Source organism: Rhodobacter sp. SGA-6-6, assembly GCF_011043545.1.
Lineage (GTDB): Bacteria > Pseudomonadota > Alphaproteobacteria > Rhodobacterales > Rhodobacteraceae > Pseudogemmobacter.
In genome coordinates, this window is sequence record NZ_JAAKGP010000005.1 from 252824 (window position 1) to 273410 (window position 20587).

Sequence of the window (20587 nt, forward strand, 5' to 3'; positions counted from 1 at the left end):
AAAGCCCCGCAGAGGGGCTTGCGGACATGCCCCGGACCGCTGCGCCGCAGCGGCCGCTCAGGATCCTTCTGGCGGACGACGACGAGATCAACCGGGCCATCGTCGGCCATCTGCTGGCGCCCGTGCCCCATGCCGTGCTGACCGAGGCCGCCGACGGCCGCACCGCGCTGGAACTGGCGCAGACCCAGCGGTTCGACCTGCTGATCTTCGACCTGAACATGCCCGAGATCAACGGCGACCGGCTGATCCGCCATTTGCGCGCCAGCCAGTCGCTGAACGCGGATTCGCCGATGATCCTGTTCAGCGCCGCCACCGACCGCAACGGCCAGATCGACGGCAACCGCGCCGCCCCGCTGGCCGATCTGGTGCTGCCGAAGCCGATCCCCGCGGCGGAGTTCCTGTCGGCCATCGAACGGTTGGCGACCCGGCGCTGAGACGCTTGGAATGACGAAGGCTATCGCCTTCGTCACATCCCGACGTATCCCCCTTGTCCCGGCCGGGCCCCAAAAGGCCCGGCCAGCGCCCGCCCCGCCCCCGGCGGGCGCTTCTCGCCCGCCGGGTCGGGCGCTGGCCTCTCGGGGTTTGGCGCCGCCATCGTTTCCGGGTGAAGCCATTCGCACGGGCGGGGGCGAGGCAGTGCCTCGCCTTCTCCCGCCCGGGCCGGGACAGCGCAGCGGTTCCGGGCCGATGGCCTCCGCCCGACGTCCCCGCTCAGGCCTCTTCCAGCGGCAGGTGGACGCGGATCGTGGTGCCGTCGCCGGGCTCGCTTTCCACCTCGATCCTGCCGTTCATCATCGAGACCAGCCGGGCGACGATGGCCATGCCCAGGCCGGTGCCGCCGAAGCGGCGGGTGACGCTGCCGTCGGCCTGCTCGAAGGCGTTGAACATGCGGGCGACCTGCGCCTCGGTCATGCCGATGCCGGTGTCGCGCACCTCGATGACGAAGGGCTTGCCCGGCGGGCAGGAGAACGTGACGGTGATCTCGCCCGCCTCGGTGAACTTGATGGCGTTGCTGATCAGGTTCTGCAGGATCTGCATCAGCCGGTGCGGGTCGCCGATGCGGGGCAGGTCGGAGCGGCCGCTGGTGTAGATGTCCAGCTCGATCCCCTTCTCCTCGGCCGAGACGCTGTAGAGGTCCTGCACCCGGGCGGCGATCTGGTCGGGGCGGAACTGCGTCGCCTCCAGCTCCAGCTTGCCGGCCTCGATCTTCGACATGTCCAGCACGTCGTTCAGGATGCCCAGCAGAAGCTCGCCCGAATGGCGGATGGTGGACAGCATCTTCTTCTGCTCGGCGTCGCGCACCAGCCGGTCCAGCACCTCGGCCATGCCGAGCACCCCGTTCAGCGGCGTCCTGATCTCGTGGCTCATGTTGGCGATGAACTGCGACTTGCTGCGGCTTTCGGATTCCGACTTCGCCACCATGGCGCGCAGGTCCTGCTCGGTGCGGTGCTGGTCGGTCACGTCGACCAGCGAGACCACCACCCGTTCGTCCGACTCCGCCGAGGTCAGCAGCGTGGCGTTGACCGAGATCATCCGCCGCTCGCCGTCGCCGCGGCGCAGGAAGGACAGGCGGCGGTTGCGCACCGGCTTCTGGTTGACCAGCATCCGGGCGAAGGCGTGCCCCAGCCCCACCGCCGGCGCGCCCTCGGGCGTCTGGAAGCCCCAGGCCGGATCGCCCAGCGTGACCTCGCGCAGGAGAAGCCCCTCGATCCCCAGGATGCGCCCGGCCTCGGAGTTGATGAACATGATGGTCCCGCGCATGTCCAGCGCGATGATGCCGGACAGGCTGGTCTCCATCAGCAGGGCGAGGAAGTCGCGCTCGTTCTGCAGCGCGCCGGAGAGGAAGCGCCGCTCGGTCGAATCCTGCAGCCGCACCACCCAGCCGACCACCGGCCGCTCGGTGCCGAAGGGCTGGCGCACCGGGAAGACGTCGGGGTCGTAGAAGCGGTTGTGCAGGAACAGCATCTGCCGGGTCGGCTGGCCCGAAGTGGCGATGATCTCGGCGATGAAGGTCTGCAGCTCGAAGTTCCCCTCGGCCTCGCCCTCGGTCCCGGGGGCCTCGGCGTCGAGCACCGCCCGCGCCGCGGGGTTGCGGCCGACCTGGTTGCCGGCCAGGTCCAGCACGATCACCGGATCGGGGACGTTGTAGAACAGCAGGTCCTTGGCGATGGCGGCCACATCCATCAGCCGGTTCTGCGCGATCATCAGCGACAGGATGATCAGTGTGGCGGAAAAGGCGAAGGGGGTGGGGTCGAAGCCCTTCAGCGTCACGCCGAAGACGATGTAGAGCAGGTTCGACAGCCCCGGCGCCAGCGTCACCAGCAGAAGCCCGACGAAGAAGGTGCGGTGCTGCGGCGGCGCCAGGACCGAGCTGCGGACCGTCACGAAGATCGCCCGCAGCAGGAAGACGTAGATATAGGCCGCCAGCAGGTAGAAGAACGGGCCGTGGTCGAACTGCACCGAGGCCCGGCCCGCGGTCTCGACCATCCGGGTGTCGGGGCCGTAGAACATGTGGTGCCAGTCGTTGGTGAAGGCGGCCAGCCCTGCCGCCAGCGGGCCGCCGATCAGCGGCAGCAGGCGCTCGCGCGGCATTTTCCGCGAGATGCCCCGGGCGTAGTCGGTCAGGAAGAAGGCCCAGGCCGTGGGCAAGAGCACGATCACCGGCCAGGCCGCCTTGGCCCAGAACACCTTGCACTCCAGCCGGGTCATGTTCAGCTCCATGAACACCGCGACCAGCCAGCAGAGCATGGCTATGAGGGCGATCACGAAGTAGCGGCGGCCGAAGAAATAACCGCGCGAGGTCCAGTAGAGCAGGAAGGCGATTCCCAGCCAGAAGAACAGCGTCACGCCGCCCATCTCGTCGATCCGGGAAACCTCAAGGCATTCCAGCATTCCGGGCCTCACCTGCACCGCCGGGCAGCTGAGGGGCCGGCGCCGTCCATCCTGCGGTTGTCACCCTGCATCCGGCCGTCAGCCTGCTTTCCCGGCCTGGGCATCGTGCAGCGCGGCGTGAAACCGGGCGACGGTCGTGTCGAACTCCCGCACATCCAGCGGGCCGGATTTCAACCCCAGGCTGAGGCTCTGGTCAAGCTCGGCCGCCACTTCGCCGAGGGAGCGGAAGCCCAGTGTGGCGGCGACGCCCGCCACGCGGTGGGCGATCATCATGATGCCGGTCAGCGCCTGCTGCCGGCCTGCCGGTTCCTCGGCCGCCCGGCGCAGCAGCGCCAGCTCGAAGATGTGGGATTCGACCGCATCCAGAAAGCGCCGCCGGATCGGGGCAAGCGCATCGGCGGGCGGGCCGGGAACCCGGTTGTCGGGACCGAGGACAAGCATGGCCGACCCCGCTTATCTGACCGCCACCTGGTCCCGGGCGCTCTGGCGCGCCTCGTGGAACAGGCGTTTGACCGAGGTGCGGGTGAAGAGGCCGGCGCGCTTGACCTCGCCGACCTGGACGCGCGGCAGCGGGATGCCGAGCGCCTCGTGCATCTGCGCATAGCGGTCCAGCGCCAGCTCGATCTGGTCTTCCAGCAGCTGCGGGTCCAGGTCGCCGCGCTGCACCATGGCGACGAACTCGCCCTGGCCGGCGAAGGCGATCAGGTGGTTGCCCGGCCGCAGCACGGCGTCGATGACCGCGGCGACATTGGCCATGGTGTCGACATAGCCGATGGCATCGGTCGAGCAGTAGATCGCCTGGGCATTGGCCACCCGGAAGGCGATGACGCCATGGCCCGACAGCCGCAGCCGCCCCAGGGTCAGCGCATAGTTCTCCAGCGCCAGCCAGTCCATCACGCTGCCGACTTCGGTCAGCTTGACCGGCTCGTCGAAGGAGATGTTCAGCACCGGCAGGCCGAAGTCGGTGGACATCCGGCTTTCGGCGGTGGAGCGGCGGCGGCGTTCCTCGATCAGGTCGCCCACCATGCGCAGCCGCGTCTGCATCTCCAGCTCGTCGATGGGCTTGTGCACGTAGTCGTTGGCCCCGGCGCGGAAGGCCGGCTCCACGAACTCGATCGACTTCATCGCCGTGATCATCACGATCGGCAGGTCGTTGCGCGAGGGCAGGGCGCGGACGCGGCGGCACAGCTCGATCCCGTTCATGCCCGGCATCTCGATGTCGAGAAGCAGGCAGTCGAACTTGTGGCGCGGGTCGCGCAGCAGCGCCAGCGCCTCGCTGCCCGAATTCACGCAGATCAGGTCCCGGTAGCCGAGCGAGGCCAGCACATGCTGCAGCAGCATCAGGAACACGGGGTCGTCGTCGACTGCCAGTATCCGCATCGGTGTCATCTTCGTTACTCCAGCCGGTCCCGATGTTCGCGCGATTGCAGGGGGAGCCGGCACAATCCTTGGGTGTGTCCCGGCCATTAGGGACCCATGATGATGGCGAAAATTTGACCTTTTCCGGCCCATCGTCGTTCGCCCGGCGACAATCGGCGCGGGGGTGGAGGGATGGATTTGCTTTATTGTATTCTCATACTATAAAAACGATTGAAGGGCGCCGGGAAGGCGTCCGGGCGGAGGACGGATGCCCAAGGTCGGAATGGAGCCGGTGCGCAGGCGCCAGATCATCGCGGCGACGATGGCCTGCATCCACGAGGAGGGCATCGCCAAGGCCAGCTTCGGCCGCATCGCCCGCAAGGCCGGCGTGGCCCCGGCGCTGATCCAGCACTATTTCGAGGACAAGGAGACGCTGCTGCTGGAAACCTTCCGCAGCCTCTACCGCGAGTTCACCTCGGGCATCCGGCGGCGGTTGGCGCTGGCGCGCACCCCCGAGGAGAGGGTGACCGCACTGATGGAGGCGCAGATCGCGCCCTCGGTGCTGACGCCCGAGGCGGTGAACAGCTGGCTGGCGATCTATGCGCTGATCCGCGAGTTTCCGCTGTTGCAGCGGATCGAACATGCCTACGACCGCCGCTTCATCTCCAACCTGTCGCACGCGCTGCGCGACATGGGCCTGCCGCCGGAGGAGGCGCGCGAGGTGGCCGAGGAACTGGCGATCTTCATCGACGGGCTGTGGCAGAATGCGGCCAACCCGGTGACTTTCACCCCCGAACGGTCGCGCGACCTGCTCTACCGGGTGCTGCACCGCCGGCTGCCCGGCCACAGCTTCACCCCGCCCGCGGACGAGACCCGGCGGCGCGAGGCCGAGGATGCCCGCCTCAGCCCCGAGGCGCGGCAGTTCCTGCGCGACAACCTGCCGGTCGGGCCGATGAGCGTCTCGGCCGCCAGCCTGCCGGCCTTCCGCGACAACTACCTGCGGCTCAGCCGCCCCGAGGGCCGCGCCGCCGCGCGCGACCATGCCGTGGCGCTGACCCGGATGCCGGTGGGCGGGGTGGACAGCCTGGTCGTCCGGCCGAAGGACGGGCCGCGGCCGGGTGCGCCGCGGATCTTCTACCTGTTCGGCGGCGGCTACATCAGCGGCGAGCCCGAGGCCGACCTGCCGATCTCGGCCGCGCTGGCCGCCCGGCTGGGGGCGCGGATCACCTCGCCCGCCTACCGGCTGGCACCGGAACATCCCTGGCCCGCCGCGCCGCAGGATGCGCTGGCGGCCTATCGCGCCTTCGTCGCCGATGCCGGGGCGCCCTTCGCGGTGGTGGGCGAATCCGCCGGCGGCGGGCTGGCGCTGGCGATGCTGCAAGAGGCGCGGCGCGAGGGGCTGGCGATGCCCGCCGCCATGGCGCTGCTGTCGCCCTGGGTCGATGCCGGGCAGGGCCTGCCCTGCGCCAACGACGGCTGGGACCCGACGGTGACCCGCCGCCACCTGGCCGACGCCGCCCGGCTTTACGCCGGGGCCGAGGCGAAGGGGCGCAACCCTTCGGTCTCGCCGCTCCACGGCCCGATGGAGGGGATGCCGCCGGCGCTGATCACCACCGGCAGCCGCGACCTGCTGCGCGAGCAGGCCCATGCGCTGGCCGCAGCGCTGGAGCGGGCGGGCATCCCGGTCGTGCTGCGCGACTGGCCCGGCCTCTGGCATGTCTTTGAATTCTATCGCGTCCTGCCCGAAGCCGCCGCCTCGCTGGACGAGATCGCCGCCTTCCTGCGCAGCCACCTTTCCCCGGAGACCCGCCCATGAAAGCCGCCATCTTCCACGGCCCGCACCGGCCGCTGACCCTCGGCGAGGTGCAGGTCGCCGACCCCGGCCCGCGCGAGGTTCTGGTGCGGACCATGGCTGCGGGCCTGTGCCATTCCGACCTGCATTTCATCGACGGCACCTATGCGCTGGACGCCCCCGCGGTGCTGGGGCACGAGGTTTCGGGCATCGTCGAGAAGGTGGGCGAGGGGGTGATCGGGCTGCGGCCCGGCGATCACGTCATCGGCTGTCTCTCGGTCTTCTGCGGCCATTGCGGCCATTGCACCAGCGGCCGGCCCTACAGCTGCGACCATCAGCACGAGACCCGGCGCGGACCGCAGGAGCCGCCGCGGCTGTCGCAGGCCGGCGCCCCGGTCGGCCAGTTCTACGAGCTGTCGGCCTTCGCCGAGTTGATGCTGGTCCACGAACACGCGCTGGTGAAGATCCGCTCCGACATGCCCTTCGACCGCGCCGCGCTGATCGGCTGCGCGGTGACCACCGGCATGGGCGCGGTGATCAACACCGCAAGAGTGGAGGTCGGCGCCACCGTCGCGGTGATCGGCTGCGGCGGCGTCGGGTTGTCGGCGGTCAACGGCGCCGCCATCGCCGGGGCCGGGCGGATCATCGCGGTGGACATCAGCGGTGCCAAGCTGGACCTCGCCCGCGACTTCGGCGCCACCGATACTGTCGACGCCTCGGGCTGCGACCCGGTAGAGGCGGTGCGCGACCTCACGCGGGGCGGGGTGCAGTATTCCTTCGAGGCGCTCGGCCTGAAGCGCACCTCGGAACAGGCCTTCGAGATGCTGGCGCCCTCGGGCATTGCCACGATCATCGGCATGGTGCCCGAGGGCCAGCGGCTGGAGATCGACCCGGTGTCGCTGCTCTACGACCGCCGGTTGCAGGGGTCGAACATGGGGTCGAACCGCTTCCGGGTCGACATGCCGCGCTATGTCGACTTCTACCTCTCCGGCCGGCTGCATCTGGACCGGATGATCTCGCGCCGGCTGCCGCTGGCCGCCATCAACGAGGGCTTCGACGACCTGCGCGCCGGCCGGGTCGCCCGGTCGGTCATCACCTTCGATCCATGACTGCCACCACAACCAACGGGGAGAAGACCATGAAGACGCTTGCCGCCACCCTGATCGCCTGCCTTGCCGCCGGCACCGCGCTTGCCGATGTCGAAAGCTGCAGGACCATCCGCCTGGCCAACCTGGGCTGGACCGACATCCTGCTGACCGACGCCACCGCCGAGGTGATCCTGAACGCGCTCGGCTACGAGGCGGGCAACACCCAGCTCGGCCTCGGCATCGCCTATACCTCGCTGCAGGAGGGGAACATGGACGTGTTCCAGGGCAACTGGCGCCCGGTGCAGGACGAGAACTTCAAGGAGTTCTTCGACAAGGGCTGGGTCGAGGTCCTGGGCAAGAACCTTGAGGGCGCGAAGTTCACCCTGGCGGTGCCGGCCTATGTCGCCGAGGGCGGGATCAAGACCTTCGCCGACGTGGCCGCCAACCGCGAGATGTTCGAGGGCAAGATCTACGGCATCGAGCCGGGGTCGAACGACTACCTGCTGGATATGGTGGCGCAGGGGCTTTACGGCTTCGACGCCAGCTGGGAGGTGGTGGAGACCAGCGAGACCGGGATGCTGTCGCAGGTGGAGCGCGCGGTGTCGCGCGAGGAGCCGATCGTCTTCCTCGGCTGGGAGCCGCATCCGATGAACATCGACTACCAGATCGCCTATCTCGGCGGCGGCGACGAGGTGTTCGGCGCGGATTACGGCGGCGCCACGGTCTATACGATCTCGCGCCCCGGCTTCGCGGCGGAATGTCCGAATGCGGCCAGGCTGTTCTCGCAGCTGGCCTATACGCTGGACTACGAGAACTATGGGATGCGCCGCATCCTGGCCGACGGGCTGGAGCCGCAGGAGGCCGCCCGCGCCCAGCTGGCCGAGATGCCGCAGCTGCTGGAGGGCTGGCTGGCGGGCGTGACCACCTTCGACGGGCAGGAGGGGCTGCCGGTGGTGAAGGCGGCGCTCGGGATCGAGTAGGGGATGTCGGCCGGGCGGGAAAAGGCGAGGCACTGCCTCGCCCCCGCCCGTGCGCAGCGGTTCAATCGGAGACGGTGGCGGCACGAGCCCCTGTGAGGCCAGCGCCCGCCGAGGGGCGGGCGGGCGCTGGCCGGGCCTTGGAGGCCCGGCCGGGACAAGGGGAAGCGGTGCGCTGTGGCGAAGGCACGCGCCTTCGCCAGAGTGGCCGGGCAGACGAACGCCGAATTCTAACCTAACCCCGCGCAGCCGCTTCCGCCGCCAGCGCTTCCGCCATCTCCTCCAGCACCCGCTCGGCCTCTTCCGGGTCGAAGTCGGTCTGGTAGCGCTTCCTCACCCCGTGGTCGGACAGCAGGTGATACTCCGAAGGTGCCACCCCGTGGCGGGCGAGGGTGTTCTTCACGCAGGCCAGCGCGCAGCCGTCGATGGCGATGATCGGGCGGCCGGAGGTGGCCACCCGCACCAGCTTGGGCACGTCGCCGCCGACGCCGGCGATGCAGGACATCTCGGCCAGCCCGCGCCGGTCCAAGGCGACCGCCAGCCAGTTCGCCATCTGCGCCGCGCTGGAGCAGCCGGAGCAGGAATAGACCAGGGGCAGATGAGCGCGGGAGGACATGGCGGGACCGGAGGTTTGCTGCCGCAATTCCGGCACAGGACCGTCCCGATGTCGATGGACAAGGCGTCGCAGGGGTAGTCTTGCTATTAGTTAGGAATCCTAATATAAATGGCGCAGGAGGAGTCGCCATGTCCGCCGCCGCCGAAAACATCGCCCATGCAATGTCCCGCCTCGCGCTCTACTGGCGCGCGGCGGGGTGGCGGGCGGCGGGGGCGCAGGGGCTGACGCCGACCCAGGCGGAGATCCTGTCGCAGCTGGCCGCCGGGCCGCTGCGCAGCGGCGATCTGGCCCGCGGACTTGGCGTCTCGGCGCCGACGCTGACCGATGCGGTCTCCACCCTCGCCGCCAAGGGGCTGGTGGAGCGCCGGCCCGACCCGCAGGACCGCCGCGCCGCGCGGGTGGCGCTGACGCCGCAGGGAGCAGGGGCCGAGGCCCGGCTGCCCGACATGCCCGAGGCCATCGCCCCGGTGCTGGACGGCCTGTCCGAGCCCGACCGGGCGGGGCTCTTGCGGGGCCTGACGCTGGTGATCCGCGGCTTGCAGGAGGCAGGCGCGATTCCGGTGCAGCGGATGTGCCTGACCTGCCGCCACTTCCGCCCCCATGCCCATGACGATGCGGCCCGGCCGCATCACTGCGCCTTCGTGGACGCCGCCTTCGGCGATGCCGCCCTGCGGCTCGCCTGCGCCGACCACGGGGAAGCCGCGGAAGAGGAGCGCGCCCTTGCCTTGGCGCGCTTCGCCGCCGTGGCCTGAGTTGGGCGCCCGGAGCCGCGGCAACGGCCCGGACGCCCGGTTGCAACCCCTCTGACGAAAGGAAGCCCCTCATCATGTCACGGAAACCGCGCCTGCGCCATCTCCTCGCCGTGCCGCTTGCGCTGGCAGGCCCCGCCTTCGCGCACGGGATCGAGACCGAAGCCGGCACCGCCGGGATCGCCGATTTCGACATCGTGGCCGCCGCCATCGCCACCGAAGGCAACATCGCCACCTTCACCATGGACGTGGCCGGCACCCCGGGCGCCACCGCGCCGGAGGCCACCGGCGACCTCGGCGGTGCCACGGTCTACTCCTACGTCTGGCCGACCTCGCTGGACCCCGCCGCCGCGGGCTTTGCGCCCGAAGCGGGCATCCTCGCCTTCGCCGTCACCCTCCACCCGGATTTCGACGACACGCCGCTCTTCGACGAGAACGGCAGCAACGATGCCGGCGACGACGGCGGCAGCTGGCACAGCCACTGGGTGGTGCTGGGGCCCGACGCGACCTGCGGGGAGGGCGCGCTGAAGGTGATCGACATCCCCGAGGGCGAAACGCCGCCGCTGCCGGCGACATGGCCCGGCCTGCCGATCCTGATCGACAGCCCCGGCTGGTCGCCGGTGTTCCGGGACCGGACCGTCAGCGTGCGCGTCCCCTTCGCCGACATCGGCGCGGTCAAGGGCGCCAGTTTCGACGGCGTGACCGCGGCGCTGCGGGTGGACGCCAACATCCATGCGCCGCTTCTCTGCGTGACCGATGTGTTCGACGTGGCCTCGGGCGACCTGAGCCTGCCCGGCAAGGTCGACTGACCCTTGCGGCCGCGCGTCCCCCGCGCGGCCGTCCAGACAGGAGGACGACATGACCGACCCCGCGATCCAGGCCTCGGACTGGCTGAACACCGACGACCCGCCCAGGCTGGCGGGGCTGAAGGGCCGCGTCGTGGCGGTGGAGGCGTTCCAGATGCTCTGCCCCGGCTGCGTCAGCCACGGCTTGCCGCAGGCGCAGCGCATCCGCCAGACCTTCCGGCCCGAGGACGTGATGGTGATCGGCCTGCATTCGGTGTTCGAGCATCACGCGGCGATGACTCCGGTGGCGCTGAAGGCCTTCCTGCACGAATACCGCATCCGCTTTCCGGTGGCGGTGGATGCGGCGGGGCAGGGGCCGATGCCGCGGACCATGGCGGAGTGGGGGCTGGAGGGCACGCCGACGCTGATCCTGTTCGACCGGCAGGGCCGGATGCGGGCGCGGCACCTCGGGCAGGTCCCGGATATGGCGGTGGGGGCCGAGATCATGCAGCTGATGCTGGAGGGGGCATGACGGAGTTCACCGTCGCCGAGGTCCGGGTCGGCCCGGCGCGGCCCTTCGGCCCGGGCACCAGCGCCATCGACAAGGCCCCGGTTTCCGGGCCGGTCATGGCCGGGCCGGAGGGGCTGGCGGGCGACGAGCAGGCCGACCGCGGCCACCACGGCGGGCCGGACAAGGCGCTGCACGCCTATGCCCTGTCGAACTATCCCCTCTGGGCGGCGGAGATGCCGGACAAGGCCGGGCGGTTCCGCCCCGGAGCCTTCGGCGAGAACCTTGTGGTAGAGGGCGCGGATGAAAGCGCCGTCTGCCTCGGCGACCGTTTCCGCCTCGGCGGCGCGCTGGTCGAGGTCAGCCAGGGCCGGCAGCCCTGCTGGAAGCTGAACCTGCGCTTCGGCCGCCCCGACATGGCGCGGCGGGTGCAGGAGAGCGGCCGCTGCGGCTGGTATTTCCGGGTGCTGGAGCCGGGGACCATCACCGCCGGCGACCGCGCCGCGCTGGTGGCCCGCCCCAACCCGCGCTGGACCTTGGCTCGCACCAGCCACCTGCTCTACCACGACCGGCTGAACCGCGCCGATCTGGCGGAATTCGCCGCGCTGCCCGGCCTGCCCGACAGCTGGCGCCGTCTCGCGCTGGCCCGGCTGGACAGCGGCCGGACCGAGGACTGGTCGCGCCGCATCGACACGCCGGGGGCGTGAGGTCAAAGCGGCAGCTCGGTCGTCGCCTTCATCTGCCGCAGCACGAAGCTGGTCGAGGAGGTGCGCGCGATGTCCATTGCCAGCAGATGCCGCATCAAGAATTCCTCCAGGTCCTCGGTGTTGGTGCAGATCACTTTCAGCATGTAGTCGAAGGCCCCGGCGATGCGGGCGCATTCCAGCACCCGGGGCTGGTCGCGGACGAAGGCGTCGAACTTCGCCACCGTCGCCTCGACATGGTCGGTCAGGGTGACCTGGACATAGGCCAGCGTCTCCAGCCCCAGCCTGCGCGGGTCCAGCAGCGCGACATGGCCGCGGATCACGCCCAGGTCCTCCAGCCGCTTCAGCCGCCGCCAGGCGGGCGAGGTCGACAGGCCGGCGGCCTTGGCCAGGTCCTGGGTCGAGACCCGGGCATCGCGTTGCAAAAGCCGCAGCAGGCGGCGGTCGGTCGGGTCCAGATCGACGGCGGGCATGGGATTCCCCTGTTGGCGATGTTCCGCGAAATCCTATGCCGGGACGGCGCGGATTTCCAACATCTCCGGCAAGCATTTTCACCCCCGTCGCGGCATCATGATCCCGGAGAGGAGGACCCCGCGATGCCCAAGAATACCACCTATCAGGCCCGCCTGCCGGACGCCTCCGGCCATATCCCCTACGATGCCGGGGAAGATGCCGTCTGGCGCGACCTGCTGGCCCGGCAGCTGCCGGCGGTGCGGCGGCACATGGCCTCGGCCTATCTCGACGGTCTGGCCCGGCTGGCGCTGCCCGCCGACCGGGTGGCGCAATGCGCCGAGGTCTCGGCCACGCTGCGCGCCGCCACCGGCTGGCGGGTGGAGCCGGTGCCGGCGCTGATCCCCTTCGGCCGCTTCTTCGCCCTGCTGGCGGACCAGGCCTTCCCCGCCGCCTCGTTCATCCGGCGGCGCGAGCATTTCGACTACATCGAGGAGCCGGACATCTTCCACGAGATCTTCGGCCACACCCCGCTGCTGACCGATCCCCGCTTCGCCGCCTTCAGTCAGGCGATCGGCCGGGCCGGGCTGGCGGCGGACAAGGCGGATTATGCCTGGCTGATCCGGCTCTACTGGTTCACCATCGAGTTCGGGCTGATCCGCGAGGGCGGCGCGATCAAGGGGCTGGGGTCGGGGCTGGCCTCCTCGGTGGCCGAGCTGGACTGGGCGACCTCGGGCAAGCCGGAGCTGCGGCCCTTCGACGTGCTGGACATCCTGCGCACGCCCTATCGCATCGACATCCTGCAGCCGGTCTATTTCGTGATCGGCGATCTGGACGAGCTGTTCGCCGCCGCCGGCCGCGACCTGCTGGCCGATGTGGCGCAGGCGCGGAAGCTGGGGCTGCACGCGCCGAAGTTTCCGGCGAAGGCGGCGGGATGACCGCCTGTTCCGACGGCCGCTGCGGCATCGGCGGGGTGCTGGACGATCCCTCGCTGGAGGGGCTGCATCCCGACTGGCGGCTGGACGGTGACCGGCTGTTGCGCCGCTTCACCGTCAAGGGCTATGCCCGCGCCGTGCAGCTGGCCAATCTGGCGGCCTGGCTGGGCGAGACGCTGGGGCATCACCCGGATGTCGGCTTCGGCTGGGGCTGGTGCGAGATCGCCTTCACCAGCCACGAGGCCGGCGGCCTGACCGGCCGCGACCTCGACGCCGCGGCCCGGCTGGACCGTATCCTGGCCTGAGATCAGCCGCAGGAGGCGCGGATGATCCGGGTGCCGCTGTCGTCGGTCACCACGGTGACGCGGAAGGGCAGGTAGTCCATCGTCAGCGCTTGGCCCTCCGTCGCCCGGCGGACGGTGCTGGCGCCGGTCAGTTCCATGATCTTCGCGTCGCTCGGCGCGGCCTTGCCGTCCAGCTTGGCGGCATCGTCGGGCCGGCAGGCGGCGGTGGGGTCCGGGGTAGCCGGGCTGTCTTCGACGCAGCCGGCAAGGGCGGCGGTGGCGGCGGCGGCAAGGGCCAGGGCGGCAAGGCGATCCGGTTTCATCGGTCGGTTCCTTTGCTGTGCAGGAGGTTTCCGGGCAACAGATAGAAGCCGGGGCAGGGGCGGGCAATGCCGGGGGGCCGTGGCGTGGGGTCGAACCGGCAGCTGCCCGCCTATTCCGCCAGCGCGAAGCCCCGCGCCGGGGCGGCGATCTGCGCCAGGGTGGAGCGGTTCAGGTCGCGCAGGAAGCCTTCCTCGGCGGCGCGCAGCCGGTGCTTCAGCCGGCAGTCGCCGGTCAGCACGCAATCGCCGCCACCCTCGGCGAAGCATTCCACCAGCGCCTGCCCGTGCTCCAGCAGTCGCACCAGATCGCCCAGCCGTATCTCGCCGGCCGGGCGGGCCAGCATCGCCCCGCCGCCGCCGCCCCGCCGGGTGGCGACATAACCCGCCCGCGCCAGCACCTGCATGATCTTGCCGAGGTGGTGGCGCGAGATCCGCAGCTCGGCCGCCAGTTCGGCGGTGGACAGCATCTGCTCCGGCGCGGCGGCCATCCGCATCAGCGCCCGCAGCCCGTAGTCGGTGAAGGAGGTCAGCCGCATCTTCGGTCCCCTGAATGGGTATTTACAATACCTATTCATCGGCCTACCCCTTGGGCAACCCCCGAGTTTCCCTGCGGCGCAGGGCCGGGGAAGGAGGAGGATATGCTGTCCCTCAGCCACCCTTCCTGTGGTGCCTACCGGCGGGGCAGGCGATGACCCTGCGCTTCCCGATCCATCTGGCCCGGGTCTACGACGCCGATCTCCCCGCAGGCGCGCGGCTTCTCGTGGACCGGCTCTGGCCCCGCGGCATTGCCAAGGCCGAGTTGCATCTGGACGGCTGGCCGAAGCAGGTCACCCCCGACAGCGAATTGCGCAAGTGGTTCCACGCCGAGCCCGAGGCCCGCTGGCCGGACTTCCGCAAGCGCTACCGGGACCAGCTGGAGTCGATGCCCGAGGCGGTGGCGCACTGCCTCGACTGGTGCCGCAAGGGGCCGGTGGTGCTGCTGACCGCGGCGCGCGACCCCGAACGCAGCCATGCCGCCGTGCTGCGCGATGTCCTGACCGACGCGATGGAGACCAGCCGATGACCCCGCATCCCCGCCTGAAGACCCCGCTTTGCGACCTGCTGGGCTGCGAGGTGCCGGTGATGCTGGCCGGGATGGGCGGCGTCTCCCGCTGGGAACTGGCGGCGGCGGTGGCCAATGCCGGCGGCTATGCCCAGTTGGGCATGGTGCGCGAGGACCCGGGCCTGATCGCAAGCGAAATCAAGGCGCTGCGGGCGGCCACGACGCGCCCCTTCGCGGTGAACGTGATCCCCTCGGCCACCGAGCCGGGGCTCCTGGACCGCCAGATCGGCACCTGCCTGGACCTTGGCGTCACCGATTTCTCCTTCTTCTGGGACGTGGTGCCCGCGGTGATCGCCCGCGTCATCGCGCAGGGTGCCCGGGTGATCCATCAGGTCGGCACCTTGGAGGCCGCGCGTCAGGCCGAGGATGCCGGCGCCGCGATGCTGGTGGCGCAGGGGGTGGAGGCGGGGGGCCATGTCCATGGCACCACCGGGATGCTGCAACTGGTGGAACTGGTCGCCCGCGCGGCGAAGGTGCCGGTGGTGGCCTCGGGCGGCATCGCCTCGGGCGCCGGGCTGGTGGCGGCGCTGGCGGCGGGGGCGCAGGGGGTGCATCTCGGCACCGCCTTCCTCGCCACGCAGGAGTCCTTCGCGCACGACTACCACAAGCAGCGGGTGGCGGAGGCCGGGCCGGCGGATACCGTCTATACCGACATCTACGTGCTGAATTGGCCCGCCCATGCCGCCGTCCGCGTCATCGCCAACAGCGTGACCCGGGCGCTCGGCTTCGACCTGACCGGCCACGATCCCGACCGCCTGCCGAGGGAACCCATCGCCGACGAGGGCGGAAGGCCGATCCTGCGCTACAGCACCGACTCGCCGCTGCGGATCACCACCGGCGACCTGGAGGCGATGGCGCTGTTCGCGGGGCAGGGGGTGGGGGCGATCACCGACATCCCCCCCGCCGCCGAACGGCTGCGGCGGATCGTGGCCGAGGCCGGGGCGGTGCTGGACCGGCTGGAGGGAAAATGATGAGTGACGACAAGCCGCAATCCTCCTACGCTTCGCCGCCCTGCATGGCGGGCGAGGTGGCGCCGGATTACTTCGACCCGCTGGCGGTGGACCCGCAGCAGGCGGTGGACGTGGCGCGCTGGCGGAAGGCGAAACGTGCCGAATTGCTGGCGATGCGCGCCGCGCTGCCGGTGACGGAACTCCAGGCCATCGCGAAGGGCATCGCCGCCGGGCTGGACCGGGTGCTGGAGGAGCTGCTGCCCGATGTGCGCGGCAAGGTGATCTCCGGCTTCTGGCCGATCAAGGCCGAGCCCGACCTGCGCTTCTGGCTGGCATCGCTGGCGGAGCGCGGCGCGATCACCGCCCTGCCGGTGGTGGAGACCCGCTTCGCGCCGCTGGTCTTCCGCCCGTGGAAGCCCGGCGACCCGATGGTGCGCGGCGACTGGAACATTCCGGTGCCGACGACCACCGAGACGGTGCAGCCCGACCTTGCCCTTGCGCCTCTGGTCGGCTGGGACCGGCAGGGGTATCGGCTCGGCTACGGCGGCGGCTATTTCGACCGCACGCTGGCGGCGCGGAAGCCGATGGCCGTGGGCATCGGCCTGTCCGCCGCGCGGATCGGCAGCATCTTCCCGCAGCCGCACGACATCCCGCTGGACCGCATCGTCACCGAGGAGGGGGTGCAGGAGATTTCCCGGCCGGGTTGAGGCCGGGGCTGCGGCCATGGCGAAGGCCATCGCCTTCGCCACAGCGCACCATCTCAACCTGGCCCGGCCGGGCCTCAATGGCCCGGCCAGCGCCCGCCCGCCCCCTGGCGGGCGCTTCTCGCCCGCCCGGGCGGACGCTGGCCTCTCCCGGTCTCGTGCCGCCAATGTCTCCGGGTGAACCCATCCGCACGGGCGGGGGCGAGGCAGTGCCTCGCCTGATCCCGCCCGGACGCACAGCGGCGGAAAGGTCTTGCGCGGGGTCGCCGGGCGGGCTCACATGGGCGGCGGAACGCGCGGCCTTCGCCGCCACGACAGGGAAATCGGAATGAAACTGCTGCGTTACGGGCCCCGCGGGGCGGAGAAGCCGGGGATTCTGGATGGCGAGGGCCGCATCCGCGACCTCAGCGGCATCGTCGGCGACATCGCCGGCGAGGTGCTGGTGCATCTGGACCGCCTCGCCGCGCTGGACCCGGAGACGCTGCCGCTGGTGGAAGGGAACCCGCGCCTCGGTGCTTGCGTCGGCGGGACGGGGAAGTTCATGTGCATCGGCCTCAACTACGCCGACCACGCCGCCGAAAGCGGGCTGAAGGTGCCGCCCGAGCCGGTGCTGTTCCTGAAGGCCAATTCGGCGATCTGCGGCCCCGACGACCCGATCATCATCCCCCGCGGCTCGGTCAAGACCGACTGGGAGGTGGAGCTTGCCGTCGTCATCGGCAAGCCGGCGAAATACGTGACCGAGGCCGAGGCGATGGACCATGTCGCCGGCTATTGCGTGGTGAACGACGTGTCGGAGCGGTCCTATCAGGCCGAACGCGCGGGCCAGTGGACCAAGGGGAAAAGCTGCGACAACTTCGGCCAGACCGGCCCCTGGCTGGTGACGAAGGACGAGGTGCCGGACCCGCAGGCGCTGGACATGTGGCTGACCGTGGACGGCCGGACCATGCAGCAGGGATCGACCAGGACCATGGTCTACGGCGTGGCCTTCCTGGTCTCCTATCTCAGCCAGTTCTTCACCCTGCATCCGGGCGACATCATCTCGACCGGCACGCCCCCCGGGGTGGGGCTGGGGATGAAGCCGCCGCGCTACCTGAAGCCCGGCGAGGTGGTGGAGCTGGGGATCGAGGGCCTGGGCCGGCAAAGGCAGCTTTGCGTGGCGGACGGGTGAGGGGACGCAGCGTCGGCGGGGTGAACCCCGCCCTACGCTCACGGTGGAAAGCCCGTAGGGCGGGGTTTCACCCCGCCATCCGCGGTGTCCTTGGCGAAGGCCGTCGCCTTCGCCACAGCGCGACGTTGCAACCCTCCCGGCCGGGCCCCAAAGGCCCGGCCAGCGCACGCCCCGCCCTTGGGCCAAGCGCTTCTCGCCCGCCGGGTCGGGCGCTGGCCTCTCGGGGTTCAGGGCTGCCACCGTCTCCGGTTGACATGTCCCGCACGGGCGGGGCGAGGCAGTGCCTCGCCTGTCCCCGCCCGAGCCTACCGCGCCAATCCCAGCAGCCTGCCCACATCCAGATGCGCCTCCAGATGGTCGGCGAGATCGTCCAGCACCGCCTCCACCCCCGCCGCATAGGCCAGGCCCGAGGCCGAGGCGCCGAGGCCGGCGAGGAAGGCCGCGCGGAAGCTGTCGTCGGCGAACATCCCGTGCAGGTAGCTGCCGGTCACCCGCCCGTCGGGCGAGGTGGCGCCCTCGGGCCTCCCCTCCAGCAGGGCGAAGGGGCGGGCGCAGTCCGGGCCTTCGGTGCGGCCGATGTGGATCTCGTAGCCCGAGACCGGCAGCCCGCTGGCGCGATGCACGGCGGCCGATCGGGTCAGCCGCTTGTCCGCCGTCATCACCGTCGCCACGTCCAGCAACCCGAGGCCCGGCGTCTCGCCCGCCGGCCCCTCGATCCCCCCGGGGTCCGAGACCGAGCGCCCCAGCATCTGGTAGCCGCCGCAGATGCCGAGGATGTGGCCGCCCCGCCGCCGATGCGCCAGCAGGTCGATGTCCCAGCCCTGCTGGTGCAGGAAGGCGAGGTCGCCGCGGGTGGATTTCGACCCCGGCACGATCACCAGCCGGGCGTCGCCCGGGATGGCGCGGCCGGGCAGCACCATCTCCACCGCCAGCCCCGGCTCCTGCTTCAGCGGATCGAGATCGTCGAAATTGGCGATCCGCGACAGGGCGAGGCAGGCCACCTTGACCGGCCCGCCGATGCCGTTGCCGGCGAGGTCCAGCGCATCCTCGGCCGGCAGGCGGGCGGCGCCAGGGAACCACGGCACCACGCCGAAGCCCGGCCAGCCGGTGCGGTCGGCGATCATCCGATAACCGTCGTCGAAGAGCCGCGGGTCGCCGCGGAACTTGTTGACGAAGAAGCCCGCGACCAACGCGGCATCCTGCGGGTCGAGGATGGCTTGCGTCCCCACGATCTGCGCGATCACCCCGCCGCGGTCGATGTCGCCCGCCAGCACCACCGGCACCCCGGCCGCCCGGGCGAAGCCCATGTTGGCGATGTCGTTCGCCCGCAGGTTCACCTCGGCCGGGCTGCCCGCGCCCTCGACGATCACCAGATCGGCGCGCGCCTGAAGCCGCCGGAAGCTTTCCAGCACCGATCCCATCAGGCCGGGCTTCAGCGCCGCATACTCCGCCGCCCGGGTGGTGGTCAGCCGCTTGCCCTGCACCACCACCTGCGCGCCGACGTCGGTTTCCGGCTTCAGCAGCACCGGGTTCATGTCGGTGTGCGGGGCGACGCCGCAGGCCAGCGCCTGCAATGCCTGCGCCCGGCCGATCTCGCCGCCGTCCTCGGTCACCGCGGCGTTGTTCGACATGTTCTGCGGCTTGAAGGGCAGCACCTTCAGCCCCCGCCGCAGGGCGGCCCGGCAGAGCCCGGCCACGATCAGCGACTTGCCGACATTGGAGCCGGTCCCCTGGATCATCAGCGCGGGCATGTCCCCTCCGTGGCGGCGCGGGGCCTTTCTGGACCGGAAGCCGGGCGCTGTCCATGGCGGGAGGGCGGAAACGCGAACGGCGGCGCCGGGGCGCCGCCGTCGGGGGCCGCGTCGGGCCCTTACTTGATCTTGGCCTTCACCGCCTCGATGTCGTCCGTGGACATCTCGCCCACCGTGGTCACCACGCCGTCGACGATCTGCCACAGCCGGAACGGCCCGGCGATGTCGCCGTAGTCGTCGAAATGCACCGGGCCGATGACGCCCTCGTAGCGGATCGGCTTGCCCTCGGCGATCAGCGCCAGCGCCTTGGCGAATTCCTCCTTGCCGGCATAGATCGGCTCGCCCGCCGGATCGACGGCGGCGCGCAGCGCGTCGGGCAGCTTGGCCCGGTCCGGCCCGCCGGCGATGGCGATGGCCAGGCCCACCAGCGCGCCCGCGTCATAGGAGCGGTCGGCGGCCGGCGCGGCGGGGTCGATGCCGGAGAAGTCCTTGTAATTGGCGTTGAAATATTCCGTCGAGGCGGTCGGATCGGTGCCCGAGGAGGTGCCGAAGGCCTCGCCCAGGTATTCCTTGCCGACCGCGCCGATGAAGTCTTCGCTGTTCATGCCGTCGTTCAGCAGGAACTTCTGCACCCCGCCCTGGCTGATCCAGGTCCGGGCGATGGTGGCGCCGTCCACCGGGTCCGACACCAGGTAAAGCGCGTCGATCTCGCCCGCCGCCATCGCCGCGGTGACTTCGGAGGCATAGGAGGACTGCTTGCCGTTGTAGGGCGTGACCGAGACCACGGTGCCGCCCATGGCGGTGAAGGGGTCGGAGAATTCCTTCACCATGTTCACGCCGAAGTCGTTGTTCTGGTGGATGATGGCGATCTTCTTGAAGCCGCGGTCGATGGCGAACTGCGCCGCCGCCACGCCCTGCAGCGCGTCCGAGGTGATGGTGCGGAAGAAGACGCCGCCGGTCTTGCCCTCGCGGCCGAGCGCGGTCAGCGTCGGCGAGGAGGAGGCGGGCGAGACCTGCAGCACCCCGGCCGGCGCGGTGACCGAGGTCAGGATCGGGATCGACATCGGGCTGATCACGCCGCCGATGATGGCGGGGACCTTCTCGACCTGCACCAGTTGCGTCGCCGCGTCCACGGCGACATTGGCCTGGGTCTGGCTGTCGCGGGTATCGGTCTTCAGGGTGCAGCCGGCGACGCCGCCGGCCTCGTTCAGGTCGCGGAAGGCCATCTCGACCGATTTCGCGCTGGCCTGGCCGTATTCGCCGGCCGGGCCGGTCAGTTCCAGCACCAGGCCCACGGTGATCTCGCAGGCTGCTGCCAGCCCGGGCGTCAGCGCCAGCGCGGCGGCGCTGGCGAGAAGGATGCGTTTCATGGGGTCGTCCTCTCTCGTTGGATTTCGGGTCTCGGCCCTTGTTCGATGCGCCGCCGCGGCCGGGCCTGGCCGGGCGGCTG

Annotated in this window: 23 protein-coding genes; 14 read left to right on the top strand and 9 right to left on the bottom strand. The window is 70.7% G+C overall.

The features are described 5' to 3' along the window. Positions 1-26 precede the first annotated feature (26 nt). Entirely contained in the window at positions 27-434 is a 408-nt protein-coding gene (locus tag G5B31_RS11805) for a response regulator (RefSeq protein WP_165017775.1), read from the top strand. 277 nt (positions 435-711) lie between these two features. Here G5B31_RS11805 and G5B31_RS11810 read toward each other — a convergent pair whose 3' ends face one another. From G5B31_RS11810 to G5B31_RS11820, 3 genes are all read right to left on the bottom strand, one after another. Then, entirely contained in the window at positions 712-2892 is a 2181-nt protein-coding gene (locus tag G5B31_RS11810) for a histidine kinase N-terminal 7TM domain-containing protein (protein WP_165017778.1), read from the bottom strand. A gap of 78 nt (positions 2893-2970) precedes the next feature. Beyond that, positions 2971-3333: an Hpt domain-containing protein gene (locus G5B31_RS11815; protein WP_165017782.1), complete on the bottom strand. Its 363-nt coding sequence runs from the start codon at positions 3331-3333 to the stop codon at positions 2971-2973. A gap of 12 nt (positions 3334-3345) precedes the next feature. Further along, positions 3346-4272 carry a PleD family two-component system response regulator gene (locus G5B31_RS11820; protein WP_165017785.1) on the bottom strand — a complete coding sequence of 309 codons (927 nt, stop codon included), beginning with the start codon at positions 4270-4272 and terminating at the stop codon, positions 3346-3348. A gap of 247 nt (positions 4273-4519) precedes the next feature. Between G5B31_RS11820 and betI the strand changes: the two genes are divergently transcribed. Genes betI through G5B31_RS11835 form a run of 3 tightly spaced genes read left to right on the top strand, consistent with a single transcriptional unit; the run spans position 4520 to position 8111 of the window. Beyond that, a complete protein-coding gene (gene betI / locus G5B31_RS11825) occupies positions 4520-6067 on the top strand; it encodes a transcriptional regulator BetI (protein WP_165017790.1) in 1548 nt (515 codons plus the stop codon). Continuing rightward, positions 6064-7152 (top strand): Zn-dependent alcohol dehydrogenase, encoded by a 1089-nt coding sequence (locus G5B31_RS11830; RefSeq protein ID WP_165017793.1) that lies wholly within the window; start codon positions 6064-6066, stop codon positions 7150-7152. The genes betI and G5B31_RS11830 overlap by 4 nt, the downstream gene beginning before the upstream one ends. Before the next feature lie 29 nt (positions 7153-7181). After that, positions 7182-8111, top strand: a complete 930-nt coding sequence (locus G5B31_RS11835) for a glycine betaine ABC transporter substrate-binding protein (RefSeq protein WP_165017796.1) — start codon at positions 7182-7184, stop codon at positions 8109-8111. A gap of 232 nt (positions 8112-8343) precedes the next feature. Here G5B31_RS11835 and G5B31_RS11840 read toward each other — a convergent pair whose 3' ends face one another. Next, complete coding sequence (locus G5B31_RS11840) at positions 8344-8724, bottom strand: putative zinc-binding protein (RefSeq protein ID WP_165017799.1); 381 nt, start codon at positions 8722-8724, stop codon at positions 8344-8346. Between the two features lie 128 nt (positions 8725-8852). On the opposite strand from G5B31_RS11840, the gene G5B31_RS11845 reads away from it, so the two are divergent. The 4 genes from G5B31_RS11845 (at position 8853) to G5B31_RS11860 (ending at position 11473) form a co-directional block, all read left to right on the top strand. Continuing rightward, entirely contained in the window at positions 8853-9476 is a 624-nt protein-coding gene (locus tag G5B31_RS11845) for a MarR family winged helix-turn-helix transcriptional regulator (RefSeq protein WP_165017803.1), read from the top strand. Positions 9477-9550: 74 nt separating this feature from the next. Next, a complete protein-coding gene (locus G5B31_RS11850) occupies positions 9551-10282 on the top strand; it encodes a hypothetical protein (protein WP_165017806.1) in 732 nt (243 codons plus the stop codon). Between the two features lie 49 nt (positions 10283-10331). Then, positions 10332-10790 carry a redoxin family protein gene (locus G5B31_RS11855; protein ID WP_165017809.1) on the top strand — a complete coding sequence of 153 codons (459 nt, stop codon included), beginning with the start codon at positions 10332-10334 and terminating at the stop codon, positions 10788-10790. Beyond that, entirely contained in the window at positions 10787-11473 is a 687-nt protein-coding gene (locus G5B31_RS11860; RefSeq protein WP_165017812.1) for an MOSC domain-containing protein, read from the top strand. The genes G5B31_RS11855 and G5B31_RS11860 overlap by 4 nt, the downstream gene beginning before the upstream one ends. Before the next feature lie 2 nt (positions 11474-11475). On the opposite strand, the gene G5B31_RS11865 is transcribed toward G5B31_RS11860, so the two are convergent. Continuing rightward, positions 11476-11943, bottom strand: coding sequence for an Lrp/AsnC family transcriptional regulator (locus G5B31_RS11865; RefSeq protein WP_165017815.1), 468 nt, complete (start codon positions 11941-11943; stop codon positions 11476-11478). A 123-nt stretch (positions 11944-12066) separates the two neighbouring features. On the opposite strand from G5B31_RS11865, the gene phhA reads away from it, so the two are divergent. Together phhA and G5B31_RS11875 are read left to right on the top strand one after the other, a co-directional pair. Beyond that, the gene (phhA, locus tag G5B31_RS11870; protein WP_165017818.1) at positions 12067-12858 is read left to right on the top strand and encodes a phenylalanine 4-monooxygenase; all 792 of its coding nucleotides are present in this window, start codon (positions 12067-12069) and stop codon (positions 12856-12858) included. Then, positions 12855-13160: a 4a-hydroxytetrahydrobiopterin dehydratase gene (locus G5B31_RS11875; RefSeq protein WP_165017820.1), complete on the top strand. Its 306-nt coding sequence runs from the start codon at positions 12855-12857 to the stop codon at positions 13158-13160. Before phhA ends, G5B31_RS11875 begins: the two co-directional genes overlap by 4 nt. A 2-nt stretch (positions 13161-13162) precedes the next feature. Here the strand turns inward: G5B31_RS11875 and G5B31_RS11880 are convergent, their stop codons facing one another. Together G5B31_RS11880 and G5B31_RS11885 are read right to left on the bottom strand one after the other, a co-directional pair. Continuing rightward, positions 13163-13462: an I78 family peptidase inhibitor gene (locus G5B31_RS11880; protein WP_165017823.1), complete on the bottom strand. Its 300-nt coding sequence runs from the start codon at positions 13460-13462 to the stop codon at positions 13163-13165. A 110-nt stretch (positions 13463-13572) separates the two neighbouring features. Continuing rightward, the gene (locus G5B31_RS11885; RefSeq protein ID WP_165017826.1) at positions 13573-13998 is read right to left on the bottom strand and encodes an Rrf2 family transcriptional regulator; all 426 of its coding nucleotides are present in this window, start codon (positions 13996-13998) and stop codon (positions 13573-13575) included. 152 nt (positions 13999-14150) lie between these two features. On the opposite strand from G5B31_RS11885, the gene G5B31_RS11890 reads away from it, so the two are divergent. The 4 genes from G5B31_RS11890 to G5B31_RS11905 all read left to right on the top strand — a co-directional run bounded on the left by G5B31_RS11890 (position 14151) and on the right by G5B31_RS11905 (position 17386). Beyond that, entirely contained in the window at positions 14151-14525 is a 375-nt protein-coding gene (locus G5B31_RS11890; RefSeq protein ID WP_165017829.1) for a DUF488 domain-containing protein, read from the top strand. Continuing rightward, the gene (locus tag G5B31_RS11895; RefSeq protein WP_165017833.1) at positions 14522-15535 is read left to right on the top strand and encodes a nitronate monooxygenase family protein; all 1014 of its coding nucleotides are present in this window, start codon (positions 14522-14524) and stop codon (positions 15533-15535) included. Before G5B31_RS11890 ends, G5B31_RS11895 begins: the two co-directional genes overlap by 4 nt. Next, positions 15535-16221, top strand: a complete 687-nt coding sequence (locus G5B31_RS11900) for a 5-formyltetrahydrofolate cyclo-ligase (protein WP_165017835.1) — start codon at positions 15535-15537, stop codon at positions 16219-16221. The genes G5B31_RS11895 and G5B31_RS11900 overlap by 1 nt, the downstream gene beginning before the upstream one ends. A 325-nt stretch (positions 16222-16546) precedes the next feature. Continuing rightward, a complete protein-coding gene (locus G5B31_RS11905) occupies positions 16547-17386 on the top strand; it encodes a fumarylacetoacetate hydrolase family protein (protein ID WP_165017838.1) in 840 nt (279 codons plus the stop codon). 305 nt (positions 17387-17691) lie between these two features. On the opposite strand, the gene G5B31_RS11910 is transcribed toward G5B31_RS11905, so the two are convergent. Next, positions 17692-19137 carry a cobyric acid synthase gene (locus tag G5B31_RS11910; protein ID WP_205911908.1) on the bottom strand — a complete coding sequence of 482 codons (1446 nt, stop codon included), beginning with the start codon at positions 19135-19137 and terminating at the stop codon, positions 17692-17694. 119 nt (positions 19138-19256) lie between these two features. Continuing rightward, on the bottom strand, positions 19257-20507 hold the full coding sequence (locus G5B31_RS11915) for an ABC transporter substrate-binding protein (RefSeq protein WP_165017841.1): 1251 nt from the start codon (positions 20505-20507) through the stop codon (positions 19257-19259). Positions 20508-20587 lie beyond the last annotated feature (80 nt).

What these genes read in the sequence shown, in the direction of transcription:
- G5B31_RS11805 (WP_165017775.1), top strand. Translation starts at nt 27, where the DNA reads ATGCCCCGGACCGCTGCGCCGCAGCGGCCGCTCAGGATCCTTCTGGCG.
- G5B31_RS11810 (WP_165017778.1), bottom strand. Translation starts at nt 2,892, where the DNA reads ATGCTGGAATGCCTTGAGGTTTCCCGGATCGACGAGATGGGCGGCGTG.
- G5B31_RS11815 (WP_165017782.1), bottom strand. Translation starts at nt 3,333, where the DNA reads ATGCTTGTCCTCGGTCCCGACAACCGGGTTCCCGGCCCGCCCGCCGAT.
- G5B31_RS11820 (WP_165017785.1), bottom strand. Translation starts at nt 4,272, where the DNA reads ATGCGGATACTGGCAGTCGACGACGACCCCGTGTTCCTGATGCTGCTG.
- betI (WP_165017790.1), top strand. Translation starts at nt 4,520, where the DNA reads ATGCCCAAGGTCGGAATGGAGCCGGTGCGCAGGCGCCAGATCATCGCG.
- G5B31_RS11830 (WP_165017793.1), top strand. Translation starts at nt 6,064, where the DNA reads ATGAAAGCCGCCATCTTCCACGGCCCGCACCGGCCGCTGACCCTCGGC.
- G5B31_RS11835 (WP_165017796.1), top strand. Translation starts at nt 7,182, where the DNA reads ATGAAGACGCTTGCCGCCACCCTGATCGCCTGCCTTGCCGCCGGCACC.
- G5B31_RS11840 (WP_165017799.1), bottom strand. Translation starts at nt 8,724, where the DNA reads ATGTCCTCCCGCGCTCATCTGCCCCTGGTCTATTCCTGCTCCGGCTGC.
- G5B31_RS11845 (WP_165017803.1), top strand. Translation starts at nt 8,853, where the DNA reads ATGTCCGCCGCCGCCGAAAACATCGCCCATGCAATGTCCCGCCTCGCG.
- G5B31_RS11850 (WP_165017806.1), top strand. Translation starts at nt 9,551, where the DNA reads ATGTCACGGAAACCGCGCCTGCGCCATCTCCTCGCCGTGCCGCTTGCG.
- G5B31_RS11855 (WP_165017809.1), top strand. Translation starts at nt 10,332, where the DNA reads ATGACCGACCCCGCGATCCAGGCCTCGGACTGGCTGAACACCGACGAC.
- G5B31_RS11860 (WP_165017812.1), top strand. Translation starts at nt 10,787, where the DNA reads ATGACGGAGTTCACCGTCGCCGAGGTCCGGGTCGGCCCGGCGCGGCCC.
- G5B31_RS11865 (WP_165017815.1), bottom strand. Translation starts at nt 11,943, where the DNA reads ATGCCCGCCGTCGATCTGGACCCGACCGACCGCCGCCTGCTGCGGCTT.
- phhA (WP_165017818.1), top strand. Translation starts at nt 12,067, where the DNA reads ATGCCCAAGAATACCACCTATCAGGCCCGCCTGCCGGACGCCTCCGGC.
- G5B31_RS11875 (WP_165017820.1), top strand. Translation starts at nt 12,855, where the DNA reads ATGACCGCCTGTTCCGACGGCCGCTGCGGCATCGGCGGGGTGCTGGAC.
- G5B31_RS11880 (WP_165017823.1), bottom strand. Translation starts at nt 13,462, where the DNA reads ATGAAACCGGATCGCCTTGCCGCCCTGGCCCTTGCCGCCGCCGCCACC.
- G5B31_RS11885 (WP_165017826.1), bottom strand. Translation starts at nt 13,998, where the DNA reads ATGCGGCTGACCTCCTTCACCGACTACGGGCTGCGGGCGCTGATGCGG.
- G5B31_RS11890 (WP_165017829.1), top strand. Translation starts at nt 14,151, where the DNA reads ATGACCCTGCGCTTCCCGATCCATCTGGCCCGGGTCTACGACGCCGAT.
- G5B31_RS11895 (WP_165017833.1), top strand. Translation starts at nt 14,522, where the DNA reads ATGACCCCGCATCCCCGCCTGAAGACCCCGCTTTGCGACCTGCTGGGC.
- G5B31_RS11900 (WP_165017835.1), top strand. Translation starts at nt 15,535, where the DNA reads ATGAGTGACGACAAGCCGCAATCCTCCTACGCTTCGCCGCCCTGCATG.
- G5B31_RS11905 (WP_165017838.1), top strand. Translation starts at nt 16,547, where the DNA reads ATGAAACTGCTGCGTTACGGGCCCCGCGGGGCGGAGAAGCCGGGGATT.
- G5B31_RS11910 (WP_205911908.1), bottom strand. Translation starts at nt 19,137, where the DNA reads ATGCCCGCGCTGATGATCCAGGGGACCGGCTCCAATGTCGGCAAGTCG.
- G5B31_RS11915 (WP_165017841.1), bottom strand. Translation starts at nt 20,507, where the DNA reads ATGAAACGCATCCTTCTCGCCAGCGCCGCCGCGCTGGCGCTGACGCCC.